Genomic DNA, 20,415 nt, shown 5'->3' with positions numbered 1-20,415 from the left:
TAGCGGGAAACGATGTGGGATGAGGTAGGCCCAGACTGTTTACACGATATAAATAAGGGCGGGGGTATAAACATATGGCGATATTTGTGCGTGATAAAAGCTTTTATAAATCGCTGATCGCGCTGGCGATCCCGATTTCGTTGCAGAACCTGATCGCTTTTGCGGTAAACTTTGCCGATAACCTGATGGTGGGGACGCTGGGGGATGTGGCGATCTCGGGCGTATATATGGGCTCGCAGATTCAGACGATCCTGCAGATGTTCATTAACGGCACGGGCGCGGCCATGCTGATCCTGATTGCGCAGTACTGGGGCAAGCAGGATTTAGAGCGCATCCGGCGGATCACGGTGATGTGCATTAAAATCGTGCTGGGCATCGGCGTTGTGGTATCGATCTTATCCATCGCCCTGCCCACACAGATCCTGCGGCTGCTGACCAATGACGAAGCCGTGGTTCAGGCTGGGCTGCCCTACCTGCAGATCATGGGTATCTCGTATATCTTCTTTTGCCTATCCCAGATTTTGATCTCCGCCATGCGCGGGGTGGAAAATGCAAAAGTCGGCATGTATGTTTCGTTGATGTCGCTGTTCGTCAACATCTTTTTAAACTGGGTGTTGATCTTTGGGCACTTGGGCTTCCCGGCGCTGGGGATCACCGGCGCGGCCATCGCCACGCTGATCGCCCGCATCTTTGAATGCGCAGTCATGGTGATCTACACGTTCTTTATCGAAAAAACGCTGCACTTGCGCTTTGGCGACCTGAGGCTTAAGGCCGGCGTGCTGGGCAAGGATTTTATCAAGTACGGCCTGCCGGTCATGGCGGGGGACTTGGTGTGGAGCGCCAACGTATTTGGGCAGGGCATCATCGTGGGCCGGCTATCCGCTGAGGCCATCGCCGCCTCCAGCATCATGGGCATGATGAACAACTTGACCTTTATCTGGATCATGGGATTGAGCGCGGCGGTAGGCATCCTCACTGGGAAGACGGTAGGCCGCGGCGAATTCGAAAAGATGAAGGCCTACGCCAAGACGATCCAGGTGATGTTTCTGATTATCGGCGTGGCCAGCGGGATTTTGATCCTGCTGATCAAGGGGCCCTTTATCTCGCTGTACGATATCAGCGATCAGGCGGCGATCTATGCCGATCAGCTGATGTGTGTGCTATCGGTCAGCATTGTAGGCACCTGCTACCAGGCCACGGGCTTAAGCGGCCTGGTCAAATCCGGAGGCGATACGGGATTCGTGTTCAAAAACGATTCCATCTTCGTATTTTTGGTGGTGCTGCCCGCCTCGGTGCTGGCGCTGGTGCTAAACGCCCCCGTGTGGGTGGTGTTTGCCTGCCTTAAGTGCGACCAGGTGCTTAAATGCTTTGTGGCCGTGGTTAAAATCAACCGGTTTAACTGGATGAAAAAACTGACGCGGGAAGTGGGTTAACCGATGCGATTGGTCGGGGAGGGGCTTATGGCGGCCCCTCCCTGTTTATGCGCTGCAAGCCCCTTTGCTGGCTGATGAAAATTTGATATAATAAAACAGTACGATATTTTTGCGCCAGGGGATATGCCGGCGGAAAAGGGGGCGAGAGCAATGCGCATCCTATTTGTGATCCTTGCGGCGGTGGTGATGATCGCGTCCTTTGTGCCCCTGGGGTTGGCCTTTCGGTATATGCGCCGCCAGGAGGACGCCGGAGGGTTCCGCAAGCGGATCATCTGGGCCTTTATTGCCCCGGTGATCGGCGGGGCGGTCATTACCGGCCTGGGGTTTTTGATGTTATAACGACCAACGATGGGTTTAGGAGGAAATGATGGATCATTACCGCGCGCTTTACCGGCGTTTCCGGCCGGCGCGCTTTGGGCAGGTGCTGGGGCAGGAGCATGTTGCGCGCACCCTGCGCAACCAGGTGGCATCCGGGCATATCGCCCATGCCTTTTTGTTCTGCGGCCCCAGGGGGACGGGCAAGACCAGCCTGGCCAAGATATTTGCCAAGGCGATCAACTGCCAAAATCCCCAGGAGGGAGAGCCCTGCCTGGAATGCCCCACCTGTACGGCGGGGGAAAACAATATGGATGTGGTGGAGATCGACGCGGCCTCCAACAACGGCGTAGACGAGATACGCGACCTAAGGGATAAAGTGCGCTTTCCGCCCTCGATGGGCAGGTATAAGGTCTATATCATAGACGAGGTGCACATGCTCTCTCCCGGCGCGTTTAACGCGCTGCTTAAAACTTTGGAGGAGCCGCCGGCACACGCGGTCTTTATTTTGGCCACGACGGAGGCCCAGCGCCTGCCGGCGACCATCGTATCCCGCTGCCAACGGTTTGATTTTAGACGCATCGACGTGGCGACCATGGTGGGCCGCCTGCAGGACATGACCCGGGAGCTGGAAGTGAAAATATCCCCCGAGGCGCTGGCGTTGATTGCCCGCGCAGCCGAGGGGGATATGCGCGATTGCCTGTCGCTGCTGGATCAGAGCCTGGCCTTTAGCCCCGACGGGGTAGAGGAAAAAGACGTCGTGCAGCTGCTGGGTGCGGCGGACCCTGCGGCGCTCTCGCAAATGGTGCGCGCCATGCTGCACGGGGATGAGCGCGGGACGATTACCAGCCTTGCCGATCTGCTGTCGGGCGGGGCGGACCTGGGATTTTTGATCAAGGAACTGGCTGAGGAGCTGCGCAGGCTGCTGCTGTGCCAGCTGTTAGATAAGCCGGAACAGCTGCTGGTGTGCGATACTCAGACAGTAGACCGGCTGCGAAAAGAGGGAATGGGCATCCCGCAGGCGGCGATCATGCGGGCGATCGAGCTGCTGCTGCACTGCGAGGCGGAGCTGCGCTTTGCCGCCCAGCCCCGGCTGATCGCCGAGTGGACGCTGTTGCGCATCTGCCGGGCCAGCGATGAAGATTCTATCACCGCGCTTTGTGAGCGGGTAGCGCGCCTGGAAGAGGCCCTGCAAAGCGGCAGTTTTGTGCCGGCGGGCGATGTGCCGTCTACGCCGGTGCAGGATGCACCACCGCCTCCTGACGAGGCGCCGCCCCAGGCAGATGAGGGCGCGCTGCCCTTGCCGCAAGAGGAGCCGGCTGTAGCCGAAACGCCACCGGCCCCAAGCGCACCGGCGCAGCCGCTTGGACAGGAGCAGGTGATGGAGGAACTGAGCCGGCGGGTCAAACGGGAGAAGATCGCCCTGTTTAGCGCCCTGCAAAAGGGCAGCTTTTCCGGCGTGGAGGGCAATCTATTCAAACTCAACTTTGCCCCGGAGAACGAGATCTTTGCCAATATGGTGGAGATGGAGGTCAACCGTAAATTTATCGAGGGAATCTTACAGGAATTGCTGGGGCAAGAGGTGCGCCTGCAGTGTAAGATCGTGGAGGAAAAAAAGGACCCCAAGCAGGCAAACCCGGCCTTGAAACGGCTGGAGGAGCTGTTTGGCAAGGATTCGATCGAGATCGTAGAAGATTAGTAGAGGCGAAAAGCCCGAAAGGAGTAAGTAACTATGGCAAGAGGCGGATTTCCGCGCGGGGGATTCCCGGGCGGCGGTATGGGAAATATGCAGCAGATGTTAAAGCAGGCCCAGAAGATGCAGCAGGATATGGCCAAAGCCCAGGAGGAGTTGGCCCAGGCGGAGATCGAGGCATCTGCCGGCGGCGGCATGGTAACGGTGACGGTGACAGGGGATAAGCAGCTCAAATCCATCGCCATCAAGCCCGAGGCGGTAGACCCTGACGATGTGGAAATGCTGCAGGACCTGGTGCTGGCGGCAGTGAACGAGGCCCTGCGGCAGATGGACGAGTTGACCCAGGAGAAAATGGGCAAGGTGACCGGTGGCATGGGCGGCATCCCGGGGCTTTTTTAAATGCAGACCCATATTGAGCCGATCGCCCGCATGATCGAGCAGCTGGCCAAACTGCCGGGCATAGGCAGCAAAACGGCGCAGCGTCTGGCTTTCTTCATCCTGTCGATGGAGGAAAATGAGGTGCGCCAGCTGGCCGAGGCGATCTATCTGGGCAAGAAAAAAGTACATGCCTGCGCCGTATGCGGTAACCTGACCGACCAGGACCCCTGCGCGATCTGTACCGACCCGCGGCGCAGGGACGACGTATTGTGCGTAGTCTCGGATGCGCGGGACCTGCTGGCGATGGAGCGAACGCGGGAGTTCCGCGGCCGCTACCATGTACTGGGGGGGACGATCTCGCCCATGGAGGGCATTGGGCCCGACCAGCTACGCATTCGGGAGTTGGTCACCCGCATCGGCCGCAGCGAGGTCAAAGAGGTGATTTTGGCGACCAACCCGGATGTGGAGGGGGAGGCGACGGCCGTGTATCTGGCCAAGCTGCTCAAACCCCTGGGCGTCAAGGTCTCCCGTATTGCCCACGGCGTGCCGGTAGGCGGCGACCTGGAATATACCGACGAGGTGACGCTGGGGCGGGCGCTGGAGGGCCGGCGCGAGATGTAGGGCGGATAAGGCGCGCAAGCGCTTTGCCAAATAAATTAAGGGGATGGAAAAATGAGCAAGTTAAAGGCAGCATGGGTAGGCTTCCGCCAGCCGGATGCAGACCCTTGGAAGGTTTATGAGCGTTACGCCGCCATCGGCTATCATGGCATGGATGGCGACCTTTGGGAGATGGAAGGCGACCGGGTAGAGAACCTGAAGCATTTTAACGACCTGGGGCTGGAGGTGGTTTCCAGCTGGGCCGTGCGGGGGGATATGAAAGAATTTGCCGCGGACGACCAGAAAATCGCCGAGGTTATCGAGCGGGCGCACTTTTACAACCTGGACGCGGTGACCATGGGCGGCATCTCGGTCATCTCCAGCTTTAACTCCTATTATGGCAACAACGGTACGTACGACGAGCTGATGTACGATATCGAGGGCATGAACGCCGTGATCGAGAAGCTGGGCCGTGAAGGGATCGGCCTGATGTATCACAACCATTATCAGGAGTTCACCGTCAGCTACGACGGGGTATCGGTAATGGATTATCTGCTCACGGACGTGGACCGCAGGCTCAAGCTCAAGCTGGATGTGGGCTGGGTATGGGTTGGCGGCGTGGACCCGGTAGCGTTTATGGAGAAGGCTAAGGATCGCATCGGCCTGCTGCATATCAAGGATTTCTATGACCAAGAGATCCCCCGCCACCTGGTCAACCAGAAACCGGAGACCCGCATCGGCTTTACCATGCTGGGCACGGGCAAGGTGGATATCCAGGGCTGCCTGAAAAAGGGCGTGGAGATCGGTCAGAAATGGGCGATCGTGGAGCAGGATACCATGCGCAACCTGACGATGGAAGAGGACCTGACCGGCTCCTTCCTGGCGATGAAGGAAAGCGGATACGTGGAATAAAAGGGTATAATAAAAAGCGCGCTGCCCCAATTTTGGGGCAGTGCGCTTTTGTTTTTCACTCGTCTAAAGGCCGGCCTGTTGGCGCGCCTGTGCGCGAAAGGCGGAGGGTGTGCAACCACAGTGCTTGCCGAAAACCTTGGCAAAATAATTCTGGTCGGAAAAACCGCAGCTTTGAGCGATCTGGCGGATCGAATCCTTGCTGCCCGAGAGCAGGCTGCGGGCATGGCGCAGGCGAACCTCGGTCAAATACGCGTTGATCCCCTGCCCGTAGGCGCGCTGAAAAGCGCCTACTAGCGTGGGCTTGCTGCAAAAAAACTGCTGGCTTAAATGATCCAGCGTGATGGAACGGGCAAAGTTTTGATTGATGTATTGGCGGATATCCTCAGCCAGGTTCTTATCGGCCAGATTCATGCGGTTGCTCAGCGTGATATACGCCGCGCAGATATTCATTAGCGCGATGCAGCTGCTCAGCTTATCCTGTGGGATATCGGGTATCTTATAGACCCGCTGTTCCAAAAGCGCGCCGTCCTCCACATAAGGGGCTGCGGTGCGCATGATAGGTGTCCGGTCGGTCTGGGAGGAATCCAAAATCTGTCCCATCATCAAAAAACCGCTGAGAACGCCGTATTGATAAAGCGGCGCTACGGCTTCGTGCAGCCCAAAGGGGCAGCGATAGATGTAGATCTGCCCCTGGCTGCGGACGATCTCAAAGGCGACGGCATCCTGCCGGCGGCATAGGTGATCGGCATGCTTATTTTGCCGTACCAGCGCGCAAAAGGGGCTGAGCGCCTCCGGATAGGCGGCGATCTCTCGTAAATGCGTATCGTATAGGGACATGCGGCAGCCGGAAATATTGTAAAGTTCCTTTAGCACGGAAATAATCTCCGCATCCTGTTGCATGGCCGCACCTCCTATGGGTTGATTGGTAAGATCGCTAAAATATATTTATGATTTTACTAATTATTATCCATTATTCTCTGGAAAAGGCAAGTGCTATTTTTTATAATAACAGTAGCGCAACGAGGAGAGGGGCTGTGCAACAGGATGGAGGAGGCTTTGCGGGCTGCCGCGCATTTTGATTTGAGCGGCCGTGTGGCCCGGGCGCTGCCCTGGGGGCAGGGCCATATCCACCGAACTTTTCGGGTAGGAACGGATGGGGGTAAAGAGTATATCCTGCAAAAGATCAATACCGCCGTATTTCCCCAGCCGGAAAAGTTGATGGAGAATATCCTGCGCGTTACGCGGCATATGGCCGATGGGGCGGGCAAAAGCGTTTTCCGCGTAAGTCTGGCAAGGGATGGGCGCCCCTGGTGGCAGGACGAGCACGGCGGGGCCTGGCGGGTCTATCCGCTGATCCCCAATACCTTTACCCTGCAAGAGCCGCGCACCCCGCAGGATATGCTGGAAAGCGGGCGGGTATTCGGCTGTTTTATAAAGGACTTAATGGGGATGGCGCCTAAGACGCTCTACGTCAGCATCCCCGGCTTTCACGATACGCCGGCGCGGTTTGACGCGCTGCGCGCCGCGGTGCGGAAGGATCCGAAGGGCCGCGCGCAATTCGTAACGGAGGAGCTTAAATATCTGTATAGCTGCGAGGCGCGCGCCTGCCGGCTGTATCAACAGGCCCTGCAAGGGCAGCTGCCCCTGCGCGCGACGCATAACGATACCAAGCTCAACAATGTTCTTTTTGACCGCTCCAGCGAAAAAGGAGTATGTGCCGTAGACCTGGACACCGTGATGCCGGGCCTGGCAGCCTATGATTTTGGGGATGCTATCCGCTTTGGCGCCAGCAGCGCCCCGGAGGATGCGCAGGATACCCGGGCGGTCCATTTGGATTTGCCGCGCTATGCGGCATATGCGCGCGGCTTTTTGCAGGGCTGTGCGGGCGCGCTGACGCATGCGGAGCTGGATTCGCTTGCTGAGGGGCCGTTTTCCATAACCATAGAGCAGGCCGTCCGTTTTCTGACGGACTATATTCTGGGCGATATTTATTACAGGGTCGACCGCCCGGGGCATAACCTGCAACGCTGCCGGGCCCAGCTGGCTCTGGCCAGGGATATGGAAAAAAGGGCGGCGCAGATGCGTGATGTGATCGTTGAGTTGACGGATAGGGAGGAAAACTAGATGGCGATTTTGGTGACCGGCGGCGCCGGCTATATCGGCAGCCATACCTGTGTGGAACTATTAAACCAGGGTTACGAAGTGGTGGTGGTGGATAACCTGAGCAACTCCAGCCGCAAGGCGATTGCCCGGGTGGAGCAGATAACCGGCAAGAGCCTGACTTTTTACGAGGAAGATCTGCTTGATTATGCGGCCCTGGAAAACATCTTCAGCCGGGAGAAGATCGACGCGGTGATCCACTTTGCCGGGCTAAAGGCGGTGGGCGAATCGGTACAGATGCCGCTGGAGTATTACCACAACAACATTACCGGCACCTTGCTGCTATGTCAGGCGATGCGCGAGCATGGGGTGAAAAACATCGTCTTTAGTTCCTCGGCCACTGTCTACGGCCGGCCGGAGACGGTGCCGATCCGGGAGGATTTTCCGCTGTCGGCCACCAATCCGTACGGGCATACCAAGCTGATGCTCGAGCAGATCTTGACCGATCTGTACACGGCCGACCCGGAGTGGAGCGTGATGCTGCTGCGGTATTTTAACCCGATCGGCGCGCACGAGAGCGGGATGATCGGCGAGGATCCCAAGGGCATCCCCAATAACCTGATGCCCTATATTACGCAGGTGGCAGTGGGCAAGCTGCCGCATTTAAACGTATTTGGCAATGATTACGATACGCCCGACGGCAGCGGCGTAAGAGATTATATCCACGTAGTGGACCTGGCGCTAGGACATATCAAGGCGCTGCAAAAGATGGAGGGCAGGCCGGGGGTAAAGATCTACAACCTGGGAACCGGCAAGGGCTATAGCGTGCTGGATATGGTGAGCGCCTTTGAAAAAGCCAGCGGCAAGCCGATCCCCTACAAGATCATGCCGCGCAGGCCTGGGGATATCGCGATCTGCTATGCCGATCCCGCCAAGGCGCGGGAGGAACTGGAATGGACCGCCCAGCGCGACCTGGCCCAGATGTGCGAGGACTCCTGGCGCTGGCAGAAGAACAACCCCGATGGCTATGGCAACGAGTAAAGAAAGAAACGGCCCGCAGTTATTTGCTGCGGGCCGTAGTTTATTGATCCGTACGCCGGAAAATCACCTGCTGCTCCGGCATCTTTTTGTGGACGGCGGGGGATTAGGCGGGATACCCTAGGCGCAGGGCACAAACCAGGCTGCCGGACTGACCGGCTCAAGCATTTAGCTCCCCCTCTGGTCAAATGATACGTCGCGGATTCAAAGAGTGTCTAAGCTTTGACCCCGCGCGGCGAGACAGATGTTTTCTACAGCCGCGTCCATGGAAGGCAGGCGGGTGTTAAACGATTTTTTATCAAAAAAAGGGCGAACAAGCTGTTCGCCCCTTTATTAAATTCATCTTAAAGCGTCACTCCGGCCGCTCTTCCTGGGTGATCTGGGTCTGATACCGGGCAAGCCAGATGCTAAAGACGACTACTGCCACGACGGGAACCAGCCAGGAGCCCACCCCCGGGATGCTGATGGCGATCAGCGCCGCGGGATAGAATAGCCAGCGAGCCGTCTGCTTGATACGGCGCGTGCGTTCGGAAGGCGATTCCAGATCTTTTTCGTCTAAACAGAACAAAAGGCAAAAATCCCGGAGGATAAAGGCTTCAACGCCGCCCAGTATTCGGGCGGAGATCTCTAATCCGTCGCGGTGAGACAGGCCGATGATGATATAACAGGCCACCAGCGCGCAGATACGGCTGATGGAGAAAAGCACCATTTGTAAGCCCGGCCCCGCCTGTGTAACGGCCTTGACGCCCTGGGCCACCAGCGATACGGCCAGCAAACCCAGGTACCAGTTCCATAACTGCTGGTAAGAAAAGACGACAACTTCGCCCCGGTAGTAATTATAGGAATCCACCGCCGTTGCGCCGGCGCTGTTCATAAACCATACGATATATCCCGCAAGCATCGCCCAAAGCAGCAGCGATAAATAGTCCGGATGCCTGCTCTTACGCAATCATTCCACCTCCAAGCCGGGGTATACCGGCTACTGCACCAATGCCTTTTTGCTGCACGGGGTAGAAAGTAAAAAAGATTCTACTCAATAGCAATCGATTCAAAATGACAGGGCGCCATAATTGTACAAAATTATATCAAATTATTTTTATCGTATCACATTTGAGGTGCCTTTGCAAGATTTGCCCGCTTGCCGCAAAAGGGTAGATGCGTTACAATAAAAAAGATGTGACCCTAGAAATAGTTGTAATAGAGAAATAATTAAGGGGTCAGTTTTGGAGGATACATGGAATATTGCCGCTTACAGCTGGATCCTTCGCGCAAAGAGCCGCTGTACCGCCAGCTTTACCTGGCTATCGCCGCCCAGATCCGTTCGGGAACGCTGCCCCAGGGGGAGAAGTTGCCGGGTAAGCGCGCCATGGCCGGGCAGCTGGGCGTCAGCCAAAATACCGTTGAAACGGCTTATGAGATGCTGTTGAGCGAAGGGTATCTGCGCTCAAAACCGCGCAGCGGTTTTTATGTGCAGGCCATGCCCACTCGTCCTCAGGTAACCGCGCAGGGACGGCCGGTCTGTCCGCCGGAACGGCCAGCTCCGCCACGGGCTGCATACGATTTTGCCACATCCGCCGTGGATACGGCCTGCTTTCCCTATGCTACGTGGGCGCGCATCACCCGCGATATCTTCAGCGACCATCGCGAGCTGCTCTCAAGAGGGGAACCACAGGGCGAGATCGAGCTGCGCGAGGAGCTGTGCCGCTATCTGGCCGAAAACCGCGGGATGCAGGTAGAACCTGCACAGGTGGTCATAGGCGCGGGAGTGGAATATCTTTGCGGGTTGATCGTGCGTTTGCTGGGCGGGGGCTGCACTTTTGGCCTGGAGGAGCCGGGCTATCAGCGCAACCGCGAGATCATTTATAACCAGGGCTGCCAGGTCTGTACCCTGCCGGTAGACGGCGAGGGCGTCGATATGGCGGCGCTTGAAAAGAGCAGCGCGCAGGCCGTATATGTGACCCCGGCCCACCAGTTCCCCACGGGAGTGATGATGTCCGCCGCACGGCGGATGGCGCTGCTGGACTGGGCCGAGGCGGCGCAGGGGCGCATGATCATCGAGGACGATTACGACAGCGAATTTCGCTATGAATTCCGTCCCGTGCCCGCCCTGCAGGGCTTGGACACGGGCGGCAAGGTGATCTACCTCAATACCTTTTCCCGCAGCCTGGCGCCGGCTTTCCGCATGGCTTATATGGTATTGTCGCCCCAGCTGCTCAAGCGTTACCGGCAGGATTTTGCCTTTTATTCCTGCACGGTCTCCCGTTTTGAGCAGCAATGTCTGTGCCGCTTTATTCGGGATGGACATTTTAGCCGGCACTTGAACCGGGCGCGCACGCTGTACCGCGCGCGGCGCGACACCCTGATGCAAGAGCTTGAGCGCATGGCGCCCGAGGGCGCGCTCCAGTTTTCCGGGGGCCAGGCGGGGACCCACCTGATCGTAACCGTTGCAAACGGGATGGATGAGGCTGCTTTGGTCGGCGCCTGCCTCAGGCAGGGGGTGCGGGTATATGGGCTCAGCCAATTTTGTGCGCAGGACGGAACGGCGCATAGCGCAAGCGTTGTGATGGGATACGCGGGCATGGAGCGGGGCCGTATCGAACAGGCTGTGCGGCGTATCGGCAAAGCCTGGTTTGGAGATTAGATACATTTGTCAAGCATCTGTCAAATAAGGTTTGACATTTGACAGATGCTGTCCATATAATATAAGGAGTAAAATTTGTTTTTTCGGCAGGATACCCTAAAATAGGATGGATGAGGGGGGATAGCGCGTGCACAAGAATCGGTGGATCCATTGGATCGCTCTGTTCGCCGTGCTGGCGCTGCTGTTCCTTCCCATGGCGGGCAATATGGATTTAACTTCCGGAGCGGCTCATCCGCAGGGTAGCGTTGCTGATCCATTTACGCAGGCTGCGCTGCGCACTGGGGATGTGGTGACCGCTGACGAGGTGCTTTTGCCCCGTGCTGGAGAGAGCTTTGGCTTTTCCGGGCTGCGTCTGATCCTGCTATTTGTGGCTATCGTAGCGCTATCGCTATGTATGTTCCGCATGTTGGTGTGCTACCGGCTGGGGCATTCTTATACCGCTTTCAAATCTTCTATCATCGCCCGGTCGCTGGGCGGGCATGCACCTCCAAAGGCCTTTTCTATCTAACTTTTTTACACAACCTCATACGCGGTATTTTGTGCGGCTGGACTAGGCGGCAGCATTTTGCCATATGATTTTGGTAGGCTGTCTTTAGCTCCTGTTACCGTTTTAGCCGTGTATGGCCAAAATTTAGCGTTAGACGTGAAAAGGATGATCTTGATGAATTGGGCGCTTTTTGCAATTCTGATTTCCGCTTTAGCTTTTATCGTAGCCGGATATTTTTACCGGTGGGTCTCAAAATTACCCGTTGCCGAAGGGCCGCTGCGTCATGTAGGGATGCTGATCCGAAAGGGCGCGTTCGCCTTTCTTAAACGGGAATACCGCATCCTTGCGATCTTCGTGGGCGTTGTTGCGCTGCTGCTGGTGCTGTTTTTCCCCATACCTTTCTGGATGGGCTCGATCCTGGAGAACCTGGGCATGGCCGCCGCATACATCCTGGGCTCGGTATTGAGCGCGCTGGCCGGGGTGATCGGCATCAGCATTGCCACCATCGCCAACGTACGCGCGGCGACCGCTGCGCGCCAGGGGCTGGCCCCCTCCTACATGGCGGGCTTCCGGGGCGGCGCCGTTATGGGGATGGCGGTGGTGGGCAGCTCGCTGTTTGGGGCGGCTGTGCTGTACCTTTTGACCAGTGACCCCAATATCGTGCTGGCCTTCAGCTTTGGCGCAAGCTCCCTGGCGCTGTTTGCCAAGGCGGGCGGCGGCATCTTTACCAAGACGGCCGATATCGCCGCCGACCTGACCGGTAAGGTGGAGCTGGGCATCCCGGAGGATGACCCGCGCAACCCCGCCGTGATTGCCGATAATGTGGGGGACAATGTGGGCGACGTGGCCGGCATGGGCGCGGACCTGTTCGACTCCAACATCGCGGCCATCGCCGCAGCCATGGTCATCGCGCTGCCGCTGGGCCAGGTAGACCTGCTGTTCTGCTTCGGCGCGCTGGGGCTTTTGGCCTCCATCATTGGCGTGCTGACGGCGCGGGTGGGCAAAAAGGGCAACCCAGGCGCGGCGCTGAACCGCGGCACCTATTTAACCTGCGGGATCTTCGCGGTTTTGACGTTTGTAGCTTCTATGATCTATCATTTCGACCTGCGGCTGTGGGGCGCCACGGTGGTAGGGATGGTCGCCGGCGTTGTGATCGGCCTGACCAGCGACTATTTTACCGGCGATAACCGCAAGCCTGTGGCGCGTGTGGCCCACGCCTGTGAGAGCGGGCCGGCCTTTACCATCCTCTCGGGCATTTCCTACGGGCTGATCAGCGCCCTGCCCTCCCTGGCTGGTATCGGCGCAGCCGCGCTGATCGCCTTTAAGCTTTGCGAGCCCATGGGCGCAGGGTACGCCATGCTGGGCGTATCGATGAGCGCCATCGGCATGCTGGCTATCGTAGGCATGATCATTTCTAACGACGCCTATGGCCCCATTGTGGATAACGCGCGGGGCGTGGCTGAAATGGGCGGCCTGGGCGAAGAAGTGCTGAAGATCACCGATGAACTGGATGCGGCGGGCAATACCTCTAAGGCCATCACCAAGGGCTTTGCCATCGGCGCGGCGGGGCTTACGGTCATTGCGCTGCTGGGCGCTTTCCGCGAGATCGTGTACAATGCCACAGGGCAGACGCTGGTCTTTGACATGATGGATCCGCTGATCTTTTTCGGCATGCTGATCGGCGCGGCCATCCCGGCGGTATTTGCCGCCATGCTGATGATGGGGGTCAACCGCAACTCGCAAAAGATGGTTGCCGAGATCCATCGCCAGTTTAATACCATTCCGGGCCTGAAAGAGGGTAAACAGGGCGTTTTGCCGGACTATGACCGCTGTATCGACATCGCCACGGTAGGCGCGGTGCGCGAGCTGATCCCCGCGGGGTTGATGGCCATCGTCGCCACGCTGGTCGTAGGCTTTATCGGCGGGGTGGCCGCGGTAGGGGGCTTTCTGGCTGGCAATATCGTTTCCGGGCTGCTGCTAGCCATGCTGATGAGCAACGCCGGCGGCCTGTGGGACAACGCCAAAAAGTATATCGAAGCCGGACACTGCGGTGGCAAGGGCTCGCCCGCGCACAAAGCGGCGGTCATCGGCGATACGGTAGGCGATCCGTTTAAGGATACGGCAGGGCCCTCCCTCAACACGCAGGTGACGGTCGTCTCTCTGGTATCCTCGCTGGCGGCGGCGCTGTTCATCGCCATATCCATCTTCTAACACAAAGGGGAAAATATGAATCTTGCGTTTTTGATCAGTATGCTGCTGGTGTTGGGCGTAGTCTTTGTCAACGGTTGGACGGATGCGCCCAACGCCATCGGCAGCGCGGTAGCTACAAGGGTGTTTCGGCCCCGCACGGCTATCCTGGTGGCCATGATCTTCAACTTTTTAGGCGTGCTGCTGATGACCGCTATCTCCACGCAGGTAGCCGACACCCTGTCGAACATGGTGGATTTTTCCTCCGCCTCCCATAGCGATGCGCTCATCGTCATGGCTGCGGCCATGTTTGCCATCGTGGTATGGGCCGTGGCGGCCTGGGCCTTTGGCATACCCACCAGCGAGAGCCACGCGCTGATCGCCGGATTGACGGGCGCGGCGATGGCCCTGGGTGGGATCGGCGCCATCAACATGGGCGAATGGCAAAAGGTGCTGATCGGCCTTGCCGTTTCCTCCGTACTGGGTTTTGGGGCCGGCTTTGGCTTTGCCAAGCTGATTGCCCGGCTGTTCTATCGGGCGGACCGGCGCAGGACCGAGCGGTTCTTTACCGCAGGACAGGCTGTTTCAGCCTGCGGCATGGCGTTTTTGCACGGGGCACAGGACGGGCAAAAGTTCATGGGCGTGATGATGCTGGCGTTGTTTTTAAATGGCATGGTACAAAAAAATGCCGGCGGTACCTTTGACATCCCGCTGTGGGTGATGGTACTTTGCTCAGCCGTGATGGGGCTGGGCACCTTGGTCGGGGGCTGGCGCATCATCAAAGCCGTTGGATTTGACATGGTCCATCTGCAAAAGTATCAAGGCTTTGCTTCGGACCTGGCGGCGGGCGGATGCCTGCTGCTCAGCTCGCTGACCGGGCTCCCGGTATCCACCACCCACACCAAGACCACGGCGATCATGGGGGTGGGCGCGGCACGCCGTTTTTCCAGCGTGAATTGGGGCGTAGCCCGCGAGATGATATTGGCCTGGGTATTGACTTTTCCGGGCTGCGGCCTGATCGGCTATGGGATGGCCAAGCTGTTTTTGCACTTGTTTTAGCTGTGAGGATTGGGGAGGTAAGGGATGAAGATCAAAAAAGATGCGGATTATTTTGAATTGCTTTCGAAAATGATCGCCTGCACGCATGAGGCGGCGCGCAAGCTCCACGAACTGGTGGTGGTGTATGACCAGGTACCGGAGCGCTGCGGGAAGATACACGATATCGAACACGCCTGCGACGACCTGCTGCATATCCTTTTAAAGAAGCTGAATGCGGCGTTTATTACCCCTATCGATCGGGAGGATCTGCTGGCGATCGCCAAAGGGATCGACGATATTACCGATGCCATCGAAGATGCGGCCAACGCATTTGATATGTTGTGCGTAGACACCATACGCCCGGGCGCGGTAGAGATGGCGGAATTGATTTTGCAGGCCATGGAGGCATTGGTCAAGGCGGTGGGGGAATTTAATCAATTCAAGAATTCCCAGAAGCTGAGTACCTATATCGTAGAGGTCAACTCCATTGAGGCCAAGGGCGACACGCTGCACCGCCACCTGGTAAAGGACCTGTTCCACCGGGGCGATCCGTTGACCATCCTCCAGTGGAAAGAGATCTTCGACATCATGGAGCAGGTGCTCGATGCAGGCGAAGAGGTCGCCGATCTTCTAGAAGCCATGGCGATGAAGAACCGGTAAGTTTAAGCCCACCAAGCCTTTTTGCCCGGCGCTCCTCCTTAGCGCGGGGTAAAAAGGCATGAAGCCGTACCCCTATGGGGCGCGGCTTTTTTTATCCCCTTTTCGGGACGCATGCAGAGCGAATATCGCAAGGAGCATATGCATAGGATAGGACAAGGCGGGAAGATGGGGGGATTGTTGATGGGTTTGAGTATTCCCTATGAGGCGATCATCGCCTATGCATTGGGATTGGTTTTGTTGTACGTAGTCGGCTATCTGCTGCTGGTGCCGTTCAAAATGGTGCTGCGTTTTATCTATAACGGCTTGCTGGGCGGGCTGATGCTCTGGGGTTTAAACGTGGTCGGCGGCTTTTTCGGCGTTAATATCGCCATCAATTTTGTCACCGCGCTGATCGCAGGGTTTTTGGGGATACCCGGGATCATCCTATTGCTGATCTTACAGATGATCTTATAAAAAAAAGAAGGTGCCCGCCGGGGCATCTTTTTTTTCAGCGATATTTTTCCATGGGTTCGATGAAAAACCGGCAAATGGGTACAATAAAAAGGATTATCAGCCTCCCTTCCCGAATAATGCAAAAAAAGCATGAAAAGGGGCGTAGGGGCATGCAGGTTTCCTGGGCGGAATTATTGGCGCAGATCGACGGTTGCACGAAGTGTGGACTTTGCCGCGCGCGAACCAACCCTGCGCCGGGAGAAGGGGATCTGCAGGCCCGGATCATGTTTGTAGGCGAAGGGCCGGGCGCACAGGAGGATCTGCAGGGCAGGCCCTTTGTAGGCCCGGCGGGGCAACTGCTGGACAAGATGCTGGCCGCCATCGCCTTAAAACGCGAACAGGTCTATATCGCCAACATTGTGAAGTGCCGCCCGCCGGGAAACCGAGTGCCTACGCCGGATGAGGCCGCCGCCTGCCTGCCCTATCTCCGGGCGCAGGTAGGGCTGGTATCGCCCCGGATCATCATTTGCCTAGGGGCCACTGCGGCGCGCTATTGCCTGGGCGGGGAGGTACGCATCACCCGGGACAGGGGAAAGTGGGTACAGCGCAAGGGCGTATGGATGATGGCCACCTATCACCCGGCGGCGCTGCTGCGCGCACCGGAAAAAAAGCGGGAGGCCTGGGAGGACTTTAAGTCCATCCGGGAACGGCTTAGAGCAATGGAATTGGAAGAAGAGGAGCAAGATGATGGCAAAAGCGCAAACGCAGAGCCGGGAGAAGATACATGAACAGATCCGCCAGGCCTGCGTGGATTTTATCGAGCAGATCTATCCGGATCAATCCAAGATCGTGGTGTTTGGAGAGGGAAATTTAAGCGCCAAGCTGATGCTGGTGGGCGAGGCCCCGGGCGAACAGGAGACCCTGCGCCAGCGCCCCTTTGTGGGCAGCGCGGGAAAAAACTTGGACCGGTTTTTGGAATTGGTGCATTTGGAGCGGGAGGCGCTGTATATCACCAATACGGTGAAATTTCGCCCCACCAAGCGCAATGAAAAGACCGGGCGGCTCTCCAACCGCCCGCCGGAGCGGGAGGAGGTGCTGCTGTGCACCCGCTTTTTGCGGGAGGAGATCAACCTGGTTTCCCCGCGGGTGATCGCCAGCCTAGGCAATGTGGCCCTGCGCGCGCTGGCGGGCGACCGGCGGCTGACCATTGGCGCCGAGCATGGGCGCCCGCGGCCCTGCCAGATGGCGGGGGGCGGGGTAGAGTTTATCCTCTTTCCACTCTATCACCCGGCCAGCGTGATCTATAATAACAAGCTCAAAGAGACTTATGAGCAGGATGTGGCACAGCTGGCACAGTATTTGAAAGAACGCATGTAAGGTTGATCCGCCCCTCCAAGGGGCGGATTTTGATTTGCCGCTTGACTCTCCCGCTGGGGGAGGGGATAAAGTGGGTTTGTCGGAAAGGGAAAGGGGCGCGAAGCGATGTACCGGATCGGAGAATTTTCACAACTGAGCAAGACCACCATTAAGACCCTGCGCTATTATGGCGAGGTGGGGCTGCTCAACCCCGCTTTTGTGGACGCGCAGAGCGGTTACCGGTACTATACTACGGAGCAGCTGATCCCGCTGCAACGTATCGTCGCGCTGCGGCAGGCGGGTCTGGGCGTGGAAGAGGTGCGCCAGATCATGTCCGGAGCGGACGCACAGGATATGCTGATGCGCCACCGAGGGCAGATGCACCGCGAACTGCAGCAGATCCAGCGCCAGCTGGCCCGGATCGACACATTACTCAAAAGCGGCAAGGAGGAATTATTTATGAAGTATCAGGCGGTCATCAAACAAGTGCCCTCTTACACGGTGTACTACAAACAGGGCCTTGTGCCCACGCCCGCGCAGCTGGAGGCATTTATTCTGGGCTCGGCGCAAGAATGCCTGGCGGCCAACCCGGGCATTACCTGTGTGGAACCGGACTACTGCTATGTCTCCTATTTAGACCCGGAGTACAAGCCGGAGAACATGTTGGTGGAATACGGGCAGGCGGTCAACGCGGCTGGGACGCAAACGGATACAATCAAGTTTAAGACGCTGCCCGCCACGGAGGTGATCTCCGTTTACCACCAGGGCCCTTACGAAAGCGTGGGCAGCGCCTTTGCCTTTGCCCTCAACTGGGCGAAAGACAATGGCTACCGGACGGCAGGCCTTCCCCGAGAGCGGTATATCGACGGTAAGTGGAATCAACCGGACCCAGAAAAGTGGCTGACGGAGATTCAGATTCCGATCCAATCGGCAGCAAAGATATAAGAAACTATAATCTGTATAAAAAAGCGAAACGGTTGTCCGTTTCGCTTTTTTCATAGATACTGGCTATTGACTTTGAGTCAACTTCAACCTGTATAATGGGTAACGTGACGCCTAGATATCAGATCGAATTTTCGGACTGCATGCTTTTATAGGAGAGGATACACATGATACAGGAAAAATTCTGGTCTAAAGATTATATTTGCATACTATTGGTATCCACCTTTGCTTCCTTTACTAATAATGTATTTCAGGTGATATTCCCCGTATATGTGCTCGATTTGGGAGGGAGTAATGCTTTGACCGGGATGATGATGACGGGTCTGACGATCGCGGGCATCATCATACGGATCGTCATGGGTCCCCTGATCGACGGATGGGGGCGAAAAAAGATGCTGCTTTTAGGTAGCTCACTATACGCACTCAACGCCTTGGCATATTGCTTTGTAACGGATTTTACGGGATTATTTATGTTACGCATCTTTCACGGCGTTTCGCAGGGCATTTTTTTTCCGGTGCCGCCCACCATCGTAGCCGACGTTACGCCCAAGCGGCGGCTGGTGGACGCAATGGGATTTTTTGGTGTTTCCTCCTCCATCGCATTTGCCGTAACACCCACCATTGGCTTTGCGATTTATGAGGCATTCGGGGCGCGTACGCTGTTTTTCTGCGCATTTCTGTGCGCTGCTATTTCGGTATTGTTCGCCGTGCTGGTAAAGGAACGATATCAAAAACCGGTTAATCCGGAATCCCAAATAGACAAACCTAAAAAGAAGGTCAGATTATCTGCAATAATTGAGTTTTCAATCCTCCTACCCTCGATGGTCAGCTTTTTCGTCTACCTTGGCAACAGTTCGGTAACTAGTTTTTTGGCGACTTGCGGCATCGAAAGAGGGATCTCACAAATCAGCCTGTTCTTTATGCTCAACAACATTGTTATGATCGTGATGCGGCTTTTGACTGGGAGGCTGACCCGCTGGTTCGACATGCACAAGATTATCATGGGCGGAATTGCCGCATGCTTTGTCGGGACGTTGATCATCGCCCTTGCACAGGACATTTGGTGGATGCTGGTTGCATCATTGTTATTGGGCATCGGGATGACCGTAGTCATTCAATTATTGCAAGTAAGGGTGTTAAGTTTGGTAGCCGAGAACCGGCGCGGTGTTGCAAACTCAACCTTTATGCTGGTAGGAGATGTTGGTAATGGTTTGGGCGCTGCAGTGTGGGGCGGTGTATCGTCCTACTTTGGTTACTTATGGACTTATCTGCTATCTGCCGTAACGGTTTTGATAGGCGGCATGACACAGATTCTTGATGATAAAAAAGAAAAATACAAACTGACGCATAGCTAACTACCAAAAGCCCCCGCTTAAAGCGGGGGCTTTTTTGCAATCTTTTTACACATCAAACAGGCCGGCGTGATCCCGCAGGGCCTTTGTCACCCCGCCTTCATCATTGCTGGCCGCCTGATAGCGGCAGATGGCCTTGATCTCCGGCTGGGCGTTGGCCATGGCAAAACTGTGGGCGCAGTACGTCAGCAGCTCCAGATCGTTAAAGTAGTCGCCAAAGGCCATGACCTGTTCCCGATCCAGCCCCAGCCGGGCACACAGAGCCTGTACGGCGCTACCTTTGTTGACGCCCGGGTTGGTCAGGTCGGCCCAATGTCGGCCGGATAAGGTGACTTTAAAGCGCCCTTCAAAGTGCAACAGGCGGGCGTAGCTATTCTGTGCGGCGGGCGCATCGTCAAACACGGCGATGCGGCAGATATCGTCATCGATGGGGGTGCAGAGATCGTCCACAAATTGGATGGTTTTATAGTACCGGCGGGCCTGCGCTAAAAAGTTTGGCTGGCGGCAATCGGTATAGGCAGCCTTTACGCCGCAAAACAGGGGATATACGCCTGCCATCCCCCGAATAGCCTGCAGGGGTGCGCCGCAGTTTTGCGCAGGGATCGCGCTTTTGTAGAGCACCTGGCCCTTTTCCATAATCAACGCGCCGTTTTCGGCGATATAGGTCAGTTGGTCTTCCAGGTGAGAAAAATAGCTGCGGATATTATCGTATTGGCGGCCGCTGGCGATGGCAAACCGCACGCCTCGCCGCAACAGCGGGGCGACCACGTCAAAAAAATCCGGCGGGAGCTGTTTTTGGCTGCTCAGCAGCGTGCCGTCCATATCGGCTGCGATCAATTTTACCATAGCGGTGT

General features: G+C 56.9%; 21 protein-coding genes. 18 read left to right on the top strand and 3 right to left on the bottom strand.

The window, feature by feature from the left end; translation table 11 throughout:
• The first annotated feature begins 74 nt into the window (after positions 1–74).
• The 6 genes from H8699_RS04045 to H8699_RS04020 all read left to right on the top strand — a co-directional run bounded on the left by H8699_RS04045 (position 75) and on the right by H8699_RS04020 (position 5,328).
• Positions 75–1,433, top strand: a complete 1,359-nt coding sequence (locus tag H8699_RS04045) for an MATE family efflux transporter (protein WP_147518539.1) — start codon at positions 75–77, stop codon at positions 1,431–1,433.
• Between the two features lie 150 nt (positions 1,434–1,583).
• Positions 1,584–1,772 (top strand): hypothetical protein, encoded by a 189-nt coding sequence (locus H8699_RS04040; RefSeq protein WP_249284591.1) that lies wholly within the window; start codon positions 1,584–1,586, stop codon positions 1,770–1,772.
• 25 nt (positions 1,773–1,797) lie between these two features.
• Positions 1,798–3,447: a DNA polymerase III subunit gamma/tau gene (gene dnaX / locus H8699_RS04035; protein WP_249284590.1), complete on the top strand. Its 1,650-nt coding sequence runs from the start codon at positions 1,798–1,800 to the stop codon at positions 3,445–3,447.
• A 33-nt stretch (positions 3,448–3,480) separates the two neighbouring features.
• Positions 3,481–3,840, top strand: coding sequence for a YbaB/EbfC family nucleoid-associated protein (locus H8699_RS04030; protein ID WP_138295158.1), 360 nt, complete (start codon positions 3,481–3,483; stop codon positions 3,838–3,840).
• Positions 3,841–4,440, top strand: a complete 600-nt coding sequence (gene recR / locus H8699_RS04025) for a recombination mediator RecR (protein ID WP_249284589.1) — start codon at positions 3,841–3,843, stop codon at positions 4,438–4,440.
• Positions 4,441–4,491: 51 nt separating this feature from the next.
• Positions 4,492–5,328 (top strand): sugar phosphate isomerase/epimerase family protein, encoded by an 837-nt coding sequence (locus H8699_RS04020; protein ID WP_249284588.1) that lies wholly within the window; start codon positions 4,492–4,494, stop codon positions 5,326–5,328.
• Between the two features lie 63 nt (positions 5,329–5,391).
• Here the strand turns inward: H8699_RS04020 and H8699_RS04015 are convergent, their stop codons facing one another.
• Positions 5,392–6,228, bottom strand: a complete 837-nt coding sequence (locus H8699_RS04015; protein ID WP_147518534.1) for a helix-turn-helix transcriptional regulator — start codon at positions 6,226–6,228, stop codon at positions 5,392–5,394.
• Positions 6,229–6,372: 144 nt separating this feature from the next.
• Between H8699_RS04015 and H8699_RS04010 the strand changes: the two genes are divergently transcribed.
• Both H8699_RS04010 and galE read left to right on the top strand, forming a co-directional pair.
• Entirely contained in the window at positions 6,373–7,452 is a 1,080-nt protein-coding gene (locus H8699_RS04010) for a phosphotransferase enzyme family protein (protein WP_249284587.1), read from the top strand.
• Positions 7,453–8,469: a UDP-glucose 4-epimerase GalE gene (galE, locus tag H8699_RS04005; RefSeq protein ID WP_249284586.1), complete on the top strand. Its 1,017-nt coding sequence runs from the start codon at positions 7,453–7,455 to the stop codon at positions 8,467–8,469.
• Between the two features lie 349 nt (positions 8,470–8,818).
• On the opposite strand, the gene H8699_RS04000 is transcribed toward galE, so the two are convergent.
• Complete coding sequence (locus H8699_RS04000) at positions 8,819–9,415, bottom strand: hypothetical protein (RefSeq protein WP_249284585.1); 597 nt, start codon at positions 9,413–9,415, stop codon at positions 8,819–8,821.
• A 285-nt stretch (positions 9,416–9,700) separates the two neighbouring features.
• Here H8699_RS04000 and pdxR point away from each other — a divergent pair, with 285 nt between their 5' ends.
• The 10 genes from pdxR (at position 9,701) to H8699_RS03950 (ending at position 19,564) form a co-directional block, all read left to right on the top strand.
• Entirely contained in the window at positions 9,701–11,107 is a 1,407-nt protein-coding gene (gene pdxR / locus H8699_RS03995) for a MocR-like pyridoxine biosynthesis transcription factor PdxR (protein WP_249284584.1), read from the top strand.
• A gap of 127 nt (positions 11,108–11,234) precedes the next feature.
• Positions 11,235–11,615, top strand: a complete 381-nt coding sequence (locus tag H8699_RS03990) for a hypothetical protein (RefSeq protein WP_249284583.1) — start codon at positions 11,235–11,237, stop codon at positions 11,613–11,615.
• A 153-nt stretch (positions 11,616–11,768) separates the two neighbouring features.
• Entirely contained in the window at positions 11,769–13,805 is a 2,037-nt protein-coding gene (locus H8699_RS03985; RefSeq protein WP_249284582.1) for a sodium-translocating pyrophosphatase, read from the top strand.
• A gap of 15 nt (positions 13,806–13,820) precedes the next feature.
• Entirely contained in the window at positions 13,821–14,840 is a 1,020-nt protein-coding gene (locus H8699_RS03980) for an inorganic phosphate transporter (protein ID WP_138295148.1), read from the top strand.
• A gap of 24 nt (positions 14,841–14,864) precedes the next feature.
• Positions 14,865–15,479 (top strand): DUF47 domain-containing protein, encoded by a 615-nt coding sequence (locus H8699_RS03975; RefSeq protein ID WP_249284581.1) that lies wholly within the window; start codon positions 14,865–14,867, stop codon positions 15,477–15,479.
• 180 nt (positions 15,480–15,659) lie between these two features.
• Positions 15,660–15,932, top strand: a complete 273-nt coding sequence (locus H8699_RS03970; protein WP_138295146.1) for a pro-sigmaK processing inhibitor BofA family protein — start codon at positions 15,660–15,662, stop codon at positions 15,930–15,932.
• Positions 15,933–16,081: 149 nt separating this feature from the next.
• On the top strand, positions 16,082–16,699 hold the full coding sequence (locus H8699_RS03965; protein ID WP_249284580.1) for a uracil-DNA glycosylase: 618 nt from the start codon (positions 16,082–16,084) through the stop codon (positions 16,697–16,699).
• Positions 16,656–17,288: a uracil-DNA glycosylase gene (locus H8699_RS03960; RefSeq protein WP_249284579.1), complete on the top strand. Its 633-nt coding sequence runs from the start codon at positions 16,656–16,658 to the stop codon at positions 17,286–17,288. Before H8699_RS03965 ends, H8699_RS03960 begins: the two co-directional genes overlap by 44 nt.
• A gap of 105 nt (positions 17,289–17,393) precedes the next feature.
• Positions 17,394–18,212, top strand: coding sequence for a MerR family transcriptional regulator (locus tag H8699_RS03955; protein ID WP_249284578.1), 819 nt, complete (start codon positions 17,394–17,396; stop codon positions 18,210–18,212).
• Positions 18,213–18,376: 164 nt separating this feature from the next.
• A complete protein-coding gene (locus H8699_RS03950; RefSeq protein ID WP_249284577.1) occupies positions 18,377–19,564 on the top strand; it encodes an MFS transporter in 1,188 nt (395 codons plus the stop codon).
• A gap of 45 nt (positions 19,565–19,609) precedes the next feature.
• On the opposite strand, the gene H8699_RS03945 is transcribed toward H8699_RS03950, so the two are convergent.
• Positions 19,610–20,407, bottom strand: coding sequence for an HAD family hydrolase (locus H8699_RS03945; RefSeq protein WP_249284576.1), 798 nt, complete (start codon positions 20,405–20,407; stop codon positions 19,610–19,612).
• Between the last annotated feature and the right edge of the window lie 8 nt (positions 20,408–20,415).

This window comes from Luoshenia tenuis (assembly GCF_014384745.1).
In the GTDB taxonomy this organism is placed as follows: Bacteria; Bacillota; Clostridia; order Christensenellales.
Note: the sequence above shows the minus strand (reverse complement) of the source record. Positions and strands in the feature narration are given on the sequence as shown.

Bases quoted from the DNA above. Each gene is read 5' to 3' on its own strand.
- H8699_RS04045 (WP_147518539.1), top strand. From the start codon at position 75: ATGGCGATATTTGTGCGTGATAAAAGCTTTTATAAATCGCTGATCGCG.
- H8699_RS04040 (WP_249284591.1), top strand. From the start codon at position 1,584: ATGCGCATCCTATTTGTGATCCTTGCGGCGGTGGTGATGATCGCGTCC.
- dnaX (WP_249284590.1), top strand. From the start codon at position 1,798: ATGATGGATCATTACCGCGCGCTTTACCGGCGTTTCCGGCCGGCGCGC.
- H8699_RS04030 (WP_138295158.1), top strand. From the start codon at position 3,481: ATGGCAAGAGGCGGATTTCCGCGCGGGGGATTCCCGGGCGGCGGTATG.
- recR (WP_249284589.1), top strand. From the start codon at position 3,841: ATGCAGACCCATATTGAGCCGATCGCCCGCATGATCGAGCAGCTGGCC.
- H8699_RS04020 (WP_249284588.1), top strand. From the start codon at position 4,492: ATGAGCAAGTTAAAGGCAGCATGGGTAGGCTTCCGCCAGCCGGATGCA.
- H8699_RS04015 (WP_147518534.1), bottom strand. From the start codon at position 6,228: ATGCAACAGGATGCGGAGATTATTTCCGTGCTAAAGGAACTTTACAAT.
- H8699_RS04010 (WP_249284587.1), top strand. From the start codon at position 6,373: ATGGAGGAGGCTTTGCGGGCTGCCGCGCATTTTGATTTGAGCGGCCGT.
- galE (WP_249284586.1), top strand. From the start codon at position 7,453: ATGGCGATTTTGGTGACCGGCGGCGCCGGCTATATCGGCAGCCATACC.
- pdxR (WP_249284584.1), top strand. From the start codon at position 9,701: ATGGAATATTGCCGCTTACAGCTGGATCCTTCGCGCAAAGAGCCGCTG.
- H8699_RS03985 (WP_249284582.1), top strand. From the start codon at position 11,769: ATGAATTGGGCGCTTTTTGCAATTCTGATTTCCGCTTTAGCTTTTATC.
- H8699_RS03980 (WP_138295148.1), top strand. From the start codon at position 13,821: ATGAATCTTGCGTTTTTGATCAGTATGCTGCTGGTGTTGGGCGTAGTC.
- H8699_RS03975 (WP_249284581.1), top strand. From the start codon at position 14,865: ATGAAGATCAAAAAAGATGCGGATTATTTTGAATTGCTTTCGAAAATG.
- H8699_RS03970 (WP_138295146.1), top strand. From the start codon at position 15,660: ATGGGTTTGAGTATTCCCTATGAGGCGATCATCGCCTATGCATTGGGA.
- H8699_RS03965 (WP_249284580.1), top strand. From the start codon at position 16,082: ATGCAGGTTTCCTGGGCGGAATTATTGGCGCAGATCGACGGTTGCACG.
- H8699_RS03960 (WP_249284579.1), top strand. From the start codon at position 16,656: ATGATGGCAAAAGCGCAAACGCAGAGCCGGGAGAAGATACATGAACAG.
- H8699_RS03955 (WP_249284578.1), top strand. From the start codon at position 17,394: ATGTACCGGATCGGAGAATTTTCACAACTGAGCAAGACCACCATTAAG.
- H8699_RS03950 (WP_249284577.1), top strand. From the start codon at position 18,377: ATGATACAGGAAAAATTCTGGTCTAAAGATTATATTTGCATACTATTG.
- H8699_RS03945 (WP_249284576.1), bottom strand. From the start codon at position 20,407: ATGGTAAAATTGATCGCAGCCGATATGGACGGCACGCTGCTGAGCAGC.